Annotated in this window: 7 protein-coding genes and 1 pseudogene; 5 read left to right on the top strand and 3 right to left on the bottom strand. The window is 69.3% G+C overall.

The window, feature by feature from the left end:
• Positions 1-49: 49 nt before the first annotated feature.
• The 3 genes from HAV39_RS42300 to HAV39_RS24125 are packed head-to-tail and all read left to right on the top strand — an operon-like array spanning position 50 to position 3,421.
• Entirely contained in the window at positions 50-1,357 is a 1,308-nt protein-coding gene (locus tag HAV39_RS42300; RefSeq protein ID WP_203736679.1) for a hypothetical protein, read from the top strand.
• Positions 1,354-2,427: a radical SAM protein gene (locus HAV39_RS24130; RefSeq protein WP_191841432.1), complete on the top strand. Its 1,074-nt coding sequence runs from the start codon at positions 1,354-1,356 to the stop codon at positions 2,425-2,427. The genes HAV39_RS42300 and HAV39_RS24130 overlap by 4 nt, the downstream gene beginning before the upstream one ends.
• 19 nt (positions 2,428-2,446) lie before the next feature.
• On the top strand, positions 2,447-3,421 hold the full coding sequence (locus tag HAV39_RS24125; protein WP_191841431.1) for an alpha/beta hydrolase: 975 nt from the start codon (positions 2,447-2,449) through the stop codon (positions 3,419-3,421).
• 185 nt (positions 3,422-3,606) lie between these two features.
• On the opposite strand, the gene HAV39_RS24120 is transcribed toward HAV39_RS24125, so the two are convergent.
• Positions 3,607-4,038, bottom strand: a complete 432-nt coding sequence (locus tag HAV39_RS24120; RefSeq protein ID WP_191841430.1) for a hypothetical protein — start codon at positions 4,036-4,038, stop codon at positions 3,607-3,609.
• A 506-nt stretch (positions 4,039-4,544) separates the two neighbouring features.
• Here HAV39_RS24120 and HAV39_RS42815 point away from each other — a divergent pair.
• Positions 4,545-4,913, top strand: coding sequence for an integrase core domain-containing protein (locus tag HAV39_RS42815; RefSeq protein ID WP_239120975.1), 369 nt, complete (start codon positions 4,545-4,547; stop codon positions 4,911-4,913).
• 289 nt (positions 4,914-5,202) lie between these two features.
• Here HAV39_RS42815 and HAV39_RS24110 read toward each other — a convergent pair whose 3' ends face one another.
• On the bottom strand, positions 5,203-5,868 hold the full coding sequence (locus tag HAV39_RS24110; protein WP_191841429.1) for a hypothetical protein: 666 nt from the start codon (positions 5,866-5,868) through the stop codon (positions 5,203-5,205).
• Between the two features lie 38 nt (positions 5,869-5,906).
• Between HAV39_RS24110 and HAV39_RS42810 the strand changes: the two are divergent.
• Positions 5,907-6,507: pseudogene (locus HAV39_RS42810) on the top strand (IS6 family transposase); the annotation flags it as partial.
• A gap of 163 nt (positions 6,508-6,670) precedes the next feature.
• On the opposite strand, the gene HAV39_RS24100 reads toward HAV39_RS42810, so the two are convergent.
• Complete coding sequence (locus HAV39_RS24100; protein ID WP_191841428.1) at positions 6,671-12,772, bottom strand: S8 family serine peptidase; 6,102 nt, start codon at positions 12,770-12,772, stop codon at positions 6,671-6,673.
• Positions 12,773-13,009 lie beyond the last annotated feature (237 nt).

Below are 13,009 nucleotides of genomic sequence, written 5' to 3'. Positions count from 1 at the left end.
CAACTCCACCGGCAAAGGCGACCCATGGCTGGCCGATACCCTCGGCGAGGTGGTCGCCGAAATCTCGCGCACCAACACCTTCCTCGGCGAACGCTACCGGCGCCTGGCCCGCCGACGAGGAAAGAAACGCGCGATAGTCGCCCTCGGCAACTCGGTACTGACCATCGTCTGGCACCTGCTGTCCGACCCGAATGCCCACTACCAAGACCTCGGCCCGAACTACTACGAGTCGAAGATCAGCCAACGGCGCCGCCAACGCGACCTCATCCGCCAACTCGAACACCTCACCGGCCAGAAAGTCAACTTTCCAACCCGCCACCCGAACTACCCCCCGCGACCTAACGACGCCCTCTACATCAAGCCCGGCCCCGCAACTCGGCGCCGGGAACTTCCCCTGCCCACTCACTCACTGATTTTCGAGTCAGCATCGGCACCCGGAACGTCCATCCATTTAGCAGTGCAACGATGCCAAGAAGCGCAGCCAGTCGTGCTGGCATTCAGCCCATCCACTCTTGTCACCGATGTGCCGGAGTGCGAAGGTGGATGCACGACGACTCGGGGAGCCAACGTGCGACGACGAGACCAGCTGATTCTCAAGTACCCCGCCCTGGACGCGCAGTTGAATGGCCTCTACAAGGAAATGAGTGCCTCTCGTGCCCTGCGTGAGTCCTTCCTGCGAGATCCCTCGGGGGTGATCTGGTCACAGATCTTCAAGGGTGAGGTGGCTTCTGTTCGCTCGAACCTCTCCAGCGCCAATCGGCTCCTCTACTGCTTCCTCGCGGATCCCGGCATGCGCCGGTGGGCCGAAGACTACAGTCGCGAAATGGCTGAAAGGTTCTCCCACCTCCGGGACATCCGCGACCCTGTCGAGCGCAAGCGAGAATTCCTGCTAGCCATCGACCGTGATGAGGTGGCGCGCGACTTCGCCCGAGCACTATCGAATGTCGGTGGACTCGAGTTGCAGACTGCCATAGTGTCCAACGAGGGCAAACTGAACCCAGTTGACCCGTTGGCGGCCGTGGCCGGTCCGGTCTTCACAGTCGTCGTCGTCGTCATCGCGGCGGCCGCGCTATTCGTCGCCGTCGCGGCAGACTTCGTTGTGCACCAGCACAACGCCTTCACCGGTCCCGAAAATGGTCGCGAACCTGGTCCAGAACCCGCCCCGGAGCCAGTCCCCGCGGAGGAAATCATCGACTGGCTCGGCCTGACCCGTGCCAACCTCAGAACAGTGGCCAACGTGCTGGGGACCGCAATGTCGACTACCGCCCAGGAGCTGTACGACCAGGGTGCGCTGAGTCAAGGCTCAGAGGAACTGCAAGCGTCACTAGATCGGCTTTCAGTCGAGGGCCGCATATGAGTGCGCTGTCCCCGATCCGACAACCCCGCGTGTTGTCGATCATGCCGACTTTCAGATGCACTGCAGCCTGCACCTACTGCGGCACGTTCAGCAACCCGTCATTTCGACATGCGTCTCTCGAGCCGGACGTCGTTCGTCGGATGATCGATCAGGCCGCGGAGGCGCGCTACCGAGGGGTCGTCTTCACGGGAGGAGAGGCGACGCTTGCACTGGATGTCGTCCTTGACGGCATCGCCCAGGCCTCATCTCTCGGTCTCGGCACTCGACTGGTCACTAACGGATGGTGGGCGGAGGACGACACTGCGGCGCACGAGGTGTTGGAACGCCTGGCCGCTGCAGGTCTGGACGAGCTGAACCTGAGCACCGGCGACGAGCACGTGGGTTTCGTGCCACTCTCGTCAGTGGTGCGAGCTGCCGCTACCGCCCTAGGGCTCGGGTTTCGCGTGATCTGCGTGATGATCGAAGTTACCCGGGACGCTAGCATCCGGGCCTCAGACGTCAGCGACAATCCGATCCTCGCCGCAGCCGCAGCCGCCCACCCGGCTGCGAACGTCCAGATCCTGGAGAGTCCATGGATGCCCACTAGACCCGACCGCCAGTTGGCCTATCCGCAGGAGTACCTGCTCAACCAAGATAACCTCGCGACCAAATCGGGTTGTGACAGCTGCCTGCGCACCACTACTGTCCAAGCTGATGGCAGGATAGCTGCGTGCTGTGGGCTTGGGATCCGCACCGTCCCTGAGCTTCAGGTTGGGCATGTCGACTCCACCACGTTACGTGAGGCCGACCAGACCGCCGGGGACGATCTTCTGAAGCGTTGGATCCGAGTCGAGGGACCAGAGAAAATCCTCGCCTGGGCAGCCGCGATCGATCCCGAGATCGAGTGGGAGAACCGGTATGCTCACAAGTGTCAGTCTTGCCTGCGGCTGTATCAGGACGAACGAGTGCGCACCGTGATCAACGAACACCATCAGGAGAAGATCGCCGATATCGTCCTAGGGGAATTCCTGCTGGAACACTTCGAGCCCGAAGCGGAATCCGGGTTCCCCTCGGAGCTCCCGACGAGTTGACTTGTCGTGGTGTGCGGCGATGACCATTCCGACCGGTGCGACTTCCGTTGTATTCTCCAGCGCAGATTGCCACGTCGAGCTCGCGGGCACCTTCACCGAGCCCCAGGTAAATGGCCCATTCCCCCTGGCCGTGATGGTGCCCGGGTCCGGCGCACTCGATCGGGACGCCACGTCGTTCGGGCACCAACCGTTCGCACGCTTGGCGACGGAGCTGTGTGACCTAGGCGTCGCTACGCTGCGGTACGACAAGCGCGGCACCGGCTTGTCCGGTGGCGACCTGGCGACCGCTGGCATAGATGATCACGTTTCCGACGTCATGGCCGCAGTCGACCATGTCTGGTCCCGCCGGGGTCCGATCGGCGGTCCTGTAGGCATTATCGGGCACAGCGAGGGCGCTGCCAACGCTACGTACGCCGCTGCGCTGGGCGCCCAGGTGGACTTCCTGGTGTTGCTGGCCGGCGCTGGCGTCAGCGGCATGGACCTACTGATGGAGCAGCATCGCAGGCTTTCAACGGCTGCGGGCCTGTCGGACGAGGCCTGCGAAGAAGCCCGAGAGCTGCAAGATCACGTGTTGCGTACGGTCCGCGACATCGACGATTATATCCGCCGCGCACAGCTTCTCAAGGAGCTGCTGGCTCCGATGACGGACGGGCACGAGCTCAACACAGAGATTGAACAACTCGCCAGCCCGTGGTTCCAGGACTTCGTGCGGCGCGATCCGACGACGGCCTTAGTCCAGGTCGCGTGCCCGGTCTTGGCGATCTGGGGTGATCTGGATGTCCAGGTGCCGCCGGAGTTGCACGTGCCGGCTATCCGAGCGGTCGCACCCGGGTCGACCGTCGAAGTGTGGCCCGGCGTGAACCACCTCTTCCAGCAGGCGACGACCGGCCTGCCAGACGAGTATGCCCGACTACCCGAGGGAATGGCCGGCGTCGCCGCCCGTGTGTCGTCCTGGCTCGGTCAGATCGGCCTGCTCCGGAGGAGTACGGGGTGATCGGTAAGCTCGTCCTGGCGAACGGCCAGAGTTGCTATTGTGCCCGCCGACTTCCTGAACCCCTCAACGGCCAGATAGCGAGGGCGCTGGTCATCCGCTGCGCGGTCTTGGGCGCCACACGTCGGCACTCGGCCACGATGAACCCGGTGACCTCGGCGGTGTCCATCGCGCTCAGGTTGACCGCATCAGCGTTGCCGTGCCCAGCCAGCAGCGGACGGACCAGATCGACTCGCGCGCAGGTACTCCAGCAGCGGCGTCAACGCCTTGAACGTCCTGCCGTAGGTGTGGCCCGCGGCGCGGCGCGCGATCAGGTACTCCGCGGCAACCGCATCGGTCAATGCGCCGCAACCCATCCCCAGCCCAGCCATCCAACCGCTCAAGTGCGCGGCCAGTTGCAGCTGGATCCGGGCCGAGACCGAAGCGTAACCGATGCGAGACAACGCGGTCGCGTAGCCTGTGGGGTTCCAGAAAGGCGTCACTGTGGTTGACCTGCGATGATCTGTTGCCGTGCTGTCACGTCGGGCATCATCGTGATCTATCGCGCTGCGGTTGCTGTACCTCGTGCTCTGCCGCCTCTTCGGGTGGCTGAGGCTGCTCAGATCGACCAGCGCGGCCAAGGATGTGGAGATCCTGGTTCTGCGGCACGAGAACGCGGTGCTGCGCCGGACTCTCCGGCCTGATCCGGCTGTTGCCGCGGGCGTTGCGGGCGCATCGCCTGGTCACCCCGGCCACGGTGCTTGCCTGGCATCGGCGGCTGGTCGCCAACGCTGGGCCCATCCCCGCCGGCCGTGCCGCCCGCCGGTCGACGTCCCTGTCGCTGTCGCCCAGTTGGTCGAGCGGATGGCGCGGGACAACCCCGGCTGGGGCTACCAGTGCATCCGCGGTGAACTACGCGGCCTCGGCCACGATGTCGGGACGTCAACGATCCGCCGGATCCTCAAACGGCTGGGCGTCCCGCCGGCACCGGTGCGCCGTGACCACACGACCTGGCGGCGGTTCCTGCGCGTCCAGGCCTCGACCACGCTGGCGTGCGACTTCTTCCATGTCGATTGCGCCGTGACGCTGCAGCGCCTGTACGTGTTCTTCGTGCCGGAGGTCGGCAGCCGCTACGTCCACGTCCTGGGTGTCACGGCGAACCCCGGACGGGGCGTGGACACTGCAGCAGGCCCGCAACCTGCTCATGGACCTGGGCGAGCAGGCCGAGCGGTTCAGGTTCCTGATCCGGGACCGGGGCGGGCAGTTCACCGCCGCGTTCGACGCCGTGCTGGCCGATGCCGGCATCACCGTGTGCAAGATCCCGCCACGTAGCCACCGGGCCAACGCGTACCCGGAGCGGTTCGTCGGCACGGTCCGCGCGGAGGTCACCGACCGGATACTCATCGCCAATGAACGGCACCTACGCCGGACTCTGGACCGCTACGCCCGCCACTACAACGGACGCCGCCCGCACCGGGCGCTGCAACTGCAGCCGCACGTTCCGACCGGCCCGTGATCGACCTGACGCTGGAGCGGATCAAGCGGCGGCCGGTCCGCGGCGGACTGATCAACGAGTACGAGCGCGCCGCGTGAATTGCCCAGCTCAGGCCATGTTACGGGGTTTTGGAACCCCACACCGTAGCGGCAAACAACGAGCCGAGCTCGGCGATCCGCAGCGGCTGCCCGGCGGTGCGCAGGGTGCACGCATCCAGCGCCCATCCCAGGCCGGTGGTACGGGGGTGGTCGGTCATTCCCTCACGCCAACGTACCCACGTAGCGGATGCGAGTCTGGTGGAGCATGATGCTCAGCCGTCGTCGGGCTCCGCAAAGCCGCTCAGCGTCTCGGCCGCCCATTCGCGCGTGTGCGCATCGACTGTGTCGTCATCGGCGATCTCCGACAGCACGGCGATGAACTCGGTCTCCTCGAGATCGAGGCGGCCCAGCACGTTCACCAGCCTGGAGGCGCCGCTGGGACTGTCCTCCAGGCGCGGATCGGCCAGCAGCAGCGCCAGCACCCGGACTCGGCGCGGATCATCCGTGCGGCTCAGCGCGCTCGCCGCCACCGCACGCGCGTCGCCGTCGAGGAGGCGGTCACCGGCGAGCGCGACGAGGCGGTCGGGTCCGCGTGCGTCACCGGCCTTGGTGAGCGCGATCGCGGCGCGGACGCGGACGGCGGCGTCGAGGTCGGCGTCTGCCGCGAACGCGTCGAGCTGTTTAGCTCCGGTCGGATCGCCGTACCGTGCTAGCGCGGCGCTCACCCAGATGCGGAAGTCCAGGTCGACGGTGCCGTCGGCGGCGATCGCCGTCAGCGCCGACCGGTGGCGAGGTCCGCCGCCGTGGTCGAACGTGCCGATCATCGCCGCGGCGCTGATCCGGTCAGAGCCTTCGGTGCCAGGGTCGGTGGCGAGCGCTTCGAGTAGCGGAAGGCCTCGGGGGTCGCCGGCTTGGCCCAGCCCGTTGGCAGCGATCAACCGCGTTGCCGGATCCGCGTCGCTGTTTGGGCATGCGCCGCGAGCAGGTCGAGTTGCTGGTCGAACGCGGTATCGAGGTCGACCACGTCACGGTCTACCGATGGGTGCAGGGCTTCACGCCGCTACTGGCCGACGCGGCACGGTTCTGCCGGCACTCACCAGGTGACCGGTGGTTCGTCGACGAGACATACGTCAAGGTCGTCGCCGGCGTGTGGCGCTACGTGTACCGGGCCGTCGACCAGCACGCGCAGGTCATCGACGTGCTCGTGTCGGCCCGCCGCGACGCCGGTGCGGCCCGCAGGTTCTTCCGCCGCGCGCTGTCGATGCTGAAGGTGAACCCCACCGAGGTGGTCACCGACGCCGCCCCCGTCTACCCAGCCGTGCTCGAAGAGCTGGCCCCGCAGGCGTGGCACCACGTCGAACGACACGCCAACAACCCGGATCGAGGCCGACAACAGCCAGCTCAAACACCGGCTGAGACCGATGCGCGGGCTCCAAACCGACAGGACCGCGCAAGTGATCATCGCCGGACACGCCTTCATGCAGAACCTGCGCCGCGGTCACTACGAGATCGCGATCGACACCCCGCCCGCTCGACGGGTCGCCGCGGCGTTCGCCGAACTCGCCAAGGCGATCTGACCGGGAGACGACGCAGGTTCAACGCGTTCACCGATCCAGAAATGCAACGGCCCAGCTGAGTCCCGCCCTACCACCAGCTGATCCGGGTCGTCGGGGCTTGCCCCGGCGACCCGGACTCATCTCGGAAGCCGGCCCGGGACGGTCTTCAGTGCCCTGCCGGCGGCTACGGCACCGGCGGGCGGAACTCGATCGCCAGGCCGGTGACCGGATCGCCCCAGGTCGCGAAGGGCCGCAGCCCGACGCTGCCGGACTGGTTCTCGATCCCCACGATCTCGTAACCGCTGCGGTCGGCGGCGGCGACGTCGAGGTACTGGTACCGGACCCGCCCGTCGGCGTACAGCATCACCTGCACGGTCACCCGGCCGGAGGTGCCGGCCACCAGCGCGTCGTGCCACTCGATCACGAACCGCTGATCCGCACCCGAACCGGCGCTGCCGGTGCGCACGCTGGATGAGGCGTCGATGACGAGATCGTCGAAGTAGGCGAACAGCGCCGCGTTCGGCGCCGCGGCATCCGGCACCGAGTCGTAGTACGGCTTGCCCGCGTACGGTCCGCCGAAGGTCAGCAGCCCGTTGGTGGACACGTACACCGAGGTGTAGTCGACCCCGTAGTGGCGGAACGCGAACGGCAGCGTCACTGCGGCCGTGGCGTCGTCGCCGGTCAGCGGCACGGTGTTCGTCGCACCGGTCGTCTGCGGCGTGGTCGGGAAGCACTGCCGCCCGGTGCTGTCGGTGGTCCGGTTCGCGCTCACGTCCTTCACCACGCCGGAGGTGCCGACGTTGAGGTAGGTGTAGCCGATGTTCTGGCAGGCGCCGTACAGGATCAGCAGGTAGTCGCCGGGGATCACCTCGGGCACCTCGTAGCTGCCGTCGGCGCCGCTGACTGCGGTGTAGCCGTTGGGCCCGATGTACGGGAACAGCACCACCGTCGCCCCGCCGACCGGCTCGCCGTCGTCGTCATAGGCGAACCCGCTGACCCGCCGGTACTGCGACGGGGCGAGCGTGACGTCACGCACCACGAACCCCTCGGTCACGCCGACCGTGAACGGCACCGTCACCGGCGTGAACGCGTCGCGGTAGTAGCGGGCGGTGTAGGCGCCCGGCGCCAGCAGGATCCGGTATCGCCCGTCGGGCCCGGTGAGCACCGACTCCGCCTCGTTGGCCGTGGACACCACCACCTGCGTGTCGGCGATCGGGGCACCGGCGCCGTCGACGACCCGGCCGGTGAACACGCCGCGCATGCTGATCCGGTACGACCGCCCGGCCCGCAGCACCGGCTCGTCGCGGGAGATGCGCAGCCCTCGCACGCCCGAGGCGTCCTCCACGCCGATGGTGGCCGAGTCACCGGCCCCCCGGTCGCTGGCGGCCAGCGCGTCGTAGTGCAGCACCACGTCGCCGTTCTCGCCGAGTTCGATCGCGAACGTGACCCGCTGGTCAGGCTCGTCGGCGAACGCCACATCGCGCCACTCGACGGTGAACCGCCGGTCCGGTGCGCTGCCACTGGTGCCGGTGCGGACGCTGGCCTGGGCGTCGACCAGCAGGTCGTCCCAGAAACCGTAGACGGCGGCGTTGGGGCTGTCGTGGGACGGCACCTCGCCGTTGATCGACAGCTGGCTGGGCCGGTCGAACGAGATCATGCCGTTGGTGGAGACGTACGCGGTCGGGTAGGACTCGCTGTACAGCGGGAAGCTGAACGGCAGTGTCACCGTGGCCGTGGCGTCGTCTCCGGTCAGCGCCAGCACCGACGTGGTCGCCGGGTGCGCGGTCGCCGTGGAGGCGCAGCCGTAGCTGGGGCTGTCGGTGCGCGGCGCGGCCGCCACGGTCACCGTCTCGTCCCAGTCGACGGTCACCGCCATCGTGGTGGCGCCGGCGCAGCCGTCGCCGCCGAACCGCAGCGTGTACTGCCCGGCGGGCACGTCCCGCAGGCCGAACCAGCCCAGCCCGTCAACCTTCGCGGCGGGCAGCGGCGTGCCCACGAACGAGACGGTGCCGCCCATCGCCGGCACGGTGCCCTGCTTGACCTGGCCCTGCACCCGGTAGCGGGGCACCCGGGTGAGCTGCATGTCGCGCCGGACGCTGACGCCCTCCTGTACCTGCACCGCCACGGTGCGGTTCTGGAAACCGAACCCGGTGGCGGTGAGCTGGTAGTCGCCGATCGGCAGCGGCAGGCTGAACGAGCCGGCGGGGTCGGTCACGGCGGTGCGGGTGGTGTCGCCGCCGCTGCGGGCAGTCACCGACGCGCCGGCGACCGGCCGCCCGGCCAGGTCGGTGACGGTGCCGATGGTGGTGCCGAGCGGACCGCGCGGCACGGCGGCGACCGCCGAGTAGGCGTCGAGCCGGCCCTCACCCCACACGTTGTTGTCCCCGCCCGCGCCCGCGCAGCTGGCGTCGGGCATGTCCACGGCGGTGGCGCCCAGCAGCCGCCGGGTCTCGGCGATGTCGCCGACCAGCGACGGAGCGGCCGACCACATCAGCGCGACGGTCCCGGCCAGGTGCGGGGTCGCCATCGAGGTGCCACTGAAGGTGGCGTAGCCGTTGGACGGCACCGTCGAGCGCACCGACACCCCCGGCGCGGAGATGTCGGGCTTGACCTCGTCGTTGAACCGGGAAGGCCCACGGCTGGAGAACCCGGCGATGTGGTTGTCGACGTCGAAGGCACCGACGCTGAACGAGGAGGGATAGTCGCCGGGCGAGGACGCCGTGTCGCAGGCCGCGCCCGAGTTGCCGTTGGCGAACGCCGGGAAGATGCCCGCCTGCACCCAGGCGTTGACGATATCGGCGTAGAACGGGTCGCCGCTGCCACCGCCCCACGAGTTGTTGACGATGTTCGGGGCCAGGTCGGGTCGCGGGTTGAGCCCGGCCCCGTCGGTCGGCGCGATCACCCACTGACCCGAGCGCAGCAGCGCGCTGTCGGTGCACGAGTCGCCCTCGCAGCCCTTGGCCGCGATCCATTTCGCCCCGGGCGCGACACCAGTCTGGTTCGATGCGTCGCCGCCGACCATCGTGCCCATGGTGTGCGTGCCGTGGTCGTTGTTGTCGCAGGGCCCGTTGGTGAACTGGCCGCACACCTGCGACGGGTCGAACCAGTTGTAGTCGTGCTGGAACCCGGTCGCGGTCTTGCCGCGGTAGTGCTCCACCAGCGCCGGGTGGTCGAACTGCACCCCGGTGTCGATGTTGGCCACCACGATGCCCTCGCCTCGGGTGCCGAACTGCGACCAGACCTCGGGCGCCCGGATCCGGTCCACGCCCCACTCGACCCCGCCGACCGCGGCGGCGCGCGGTGCCGGCTGCGCCTGCTGGAGCTTCACCGTGCCCGACTCGCGGATGCGGGCGATGTCGGACCGGGCGGCCAGCGCCTGCACCAGCGGAGCGTCAGCGTCGGACACGATCACGGCATTGGTGAGCCAGAACTGCTCGAACCGGGCGTCGTGGCCGCGTAGGTAGTCGGCCAGCGGCTGCTGGCTGCGCGAGGCGGTCAGGCCGAGCTGGCGGAAGACGTACCCGGCGCGCTCGGCGTGCTGGGCGATGCCCGCGGCGGCGCTGAGGTCGGCCCTGTCGCGCATCAGCACCATCACGGTGGCCCGGCCGCTGCGGGCCAGCGCCTGGTTGACCTGCTCGTCGACGGCCGCGCTCGGGGTGGCGCCGCCCGAGCGGGGGGTGCCGTCGCGGTAGTAGACGTCGAAGTAGTCCTTGACCTCGTTGGCGGACCTGCCGGCCAGCGCGGCGGTGTCGATACCGGAGAACTCTGCTTCCAGCAGGTCGGCCAGCCGGCCCGAGCCGTGCGCCCGGTCGGCCTCGATGTACGCGTCGATCACCGAGACGGTCTCGTCGATCACCGCCTTGGTGGCGATCGAGCCGGCCCCGGCGGCGGTGCCGACTGTGGACAGCAGCGGTGCGAGGGTCTGCATCACGTGCGCGGTCTTGCGCTGCAGCACCGGATCGGCGCCCAGCAGCGCCAGCGCGTCGGCGTTGGCCTGCTGGTAGACCAGGTTGAAGTGGGCCAGGGCCGGGCTGTCGGCGTCTTCGAGCAGCTGGCGGGCCCGCAGCAGCGCCCCGGTGACCTGCTCCAGCCCGAAGCCGGAGGTGGACAGGCCGCCCAGGCCGTCGCCGTGCAGCGACATCTCGGCGAAGCAGGAGCACGAGCCCCGGGCCACCTCGGCCACGCCGTCGACGCCGACCGAGCCCCAGGCCCGCCACACCTCGTCGGCCTGCGTGGACTGCTTGCCGTACAGGTCCCAGGCCGACTGCAGGGTGGCGTTGCGGGCGTCGGTGAACCCCGACTGCGGGGCGAGGTAGATCACCAGCGCCCGGTAGAAGATCTTCGCGGCGGGCCGGATGCCGATGCGCTTGGCCAGCACGTAGAACGCCTTGTTCGGGATGCCGCTGTTGGTGTGCACACCGCCGTTGTCGAAGCAGCCGAACTCGAAGTCACGCAGGTGGTCCGGCTGGCCGTAGGCGGTCGGGTCGGCCATGTCACGGATCGTGCCCAGCGCCGAGCCGGTGCCCATCAGCCAGTTGGTCTGGCCGGTGACGTACTCCTCGAGCGCCTCGCCGAAGATGTCGGAGAAGCTCTCGTTGAGCGCCCCGGACTGCCCGTCGTAGAGCAGGTTCGCGGTGAACTGGGTGACCGCGTGGGTCCACTCGTGCCCGACGATGTCGCGGGTGGTCATGTTCTCGCCGAAGATGATGCCGTCGGTGCCGTTCCAGTACGCGTTGTTGAACGACTGCCCGACGACCTCGGTGTACCGGGTCGCCATCTGCAGCCTGGCCCCGTTGCCGTCGTAGCTGTCGCGGCCGTACTCCTGCAGGAAGTAGTGGTACCAGTCGCCGGCGTAGTCGTAGGCCTGGTTGACGTTGGCGATCGAGCTGGGCGGGCCGCCCTCGTCGCGGGCGGGCGGGTCCTGCTGGTTCGGGGTGTTGGCGGCGTCCCACACGGTGCGGTGCAGCGCGCTCTCGCTGAGCTGCTGCACCTTGACGATACGACCGCTGCCCGCGGCGTCGACGAAGTAGGCCCGGGTGCCGTGCTCGCCGCCGTCGGTCAGCACCACCCGCCAGGTCAGCGTGGTCTGCGTGGGCCGGTCCGGATGCGGCGGCTCGGGCAGGAGGTAGAGCTTCGCCGGTTCGGCCTGCGTCGCGCCGGGCATGGCCCGCAGCGCGGTGCGCACGGCGCGGGTCGAGGCCAGTTTCGGTCGGGTGTCGCCGACGGTCAGCGCGGGCTGCATGCCGTTGGTCAGGCCCCGCACGGTGCCGCCGGTGGCGTCGAGGTGCACGCCGACCCGGGCGCCGTACACGGGCACGCCCCGCACCGCCTGGTCGAACCACTGGTGCTGCTGGCCGAGCCCGTCGCGGTCGAGGCGGGTCGGCACCAGCTGGCCGGTGGGGTCGGCGACGGCGAAGACGCCGGCATGCTCGCGCAGCCAGCCGGTGACACCGCCGCGCACCGGGCTGGCCAGCGCCAGCATCGAGGGCACGCCCCGCCACGGGTCCTGGGTGGCCAGGAACCGGTCGCCGCTGGCCTGCCGCAGCGCCTCGACCGCGTCCTGCACCCCCCGGCGGAACGGGTCGCTGGGCACGGCCTCGACCACCGGGCCCGCCGCGACGGCCGGCTGGGGGGCCGGCTGCGGCCCGTTCGAGCCCACCACCGTGAACGTGGCCAGCACCGTCAGCACCGCCGCGAACACCGGTGCGAGCCGGCGTGCCCCGTCCGGGGTGCGGCGGGCCAGCACGCCGTGCAGCCAGGCACCGGCCCGGCCCGCGGCGGCGGCCCACAGCGGCGCGAACAGCAGCACCAGCAGTGGCGAGGTGCGCACCACCGCGAACCGGTCGGCCGGTCCGAGCGTCGGAGCCAGCACCGCCACCAGCGCCATCACCAGGGCGTACCCGGCGGCGCCGGCAGCCAGGACCCGGCCGGCCGGGCGGCCGCGGCGGCGCGCGTACGCCGCCGACAGCGCGCCGACGGTCAGGCCACCGGCCAGCGGCGCCAGCACGAGCAGCACCAGCGGCGAGCCGGCGAACAGCATGGCGGCGGGCCAGAACTCGCCCTCGACGCCCATGTTCGGCAGGGACCAGTGCACCGGCGCACCGGTCGCCGCGGCACCGGTCGCCACGACGGTGGCCAGGTCTCCGCCGAGCGTCCGCGCGACCAGGCCGGTCTCGCCGGTCGCGTCAGCGAGCAGGGCCAGCAGCAGCCAGCCCACCGCGACGGTGACGGCCAGCCCGCACAGGCCCAGCGCCGCCGCCGTGCGCGCGACGCGGGCAGTCTTCATCCAGGTGCGCATCCTGCAAGCCTCCCGTGAGCCGGCACCACCTTCCGATGTGGTGGATCGCCGACCAAGCCCGATGCATAGGTTCTGCGGCGGCCAGTATTTGCACTATCGGCAAATATGTCAATGACTGTTTCGACAGCTTGGACGGTCATTGACGGTCACCACGGTTGGCTATACGGTGGTCCCGCTCGGCGCCCAACGGAGGCGGTCCATTGAGGACTGACGGGTCTGCCGCGC

It is taken from the genome of Catellatospora chokoriensis (assembly GCF_011297315.1).
Taxonomy (GTDB): Bacteria; Actinomycetota; Actinomycetes; order Mycobacteriales; family Micromonosporaceae; genus Catellatospora; species Catellatospora citrea.
Note: the sequence above shows the minus strand (reverse complement) of the source record. Positions and strands in the feature narration are given on the sequence as shown.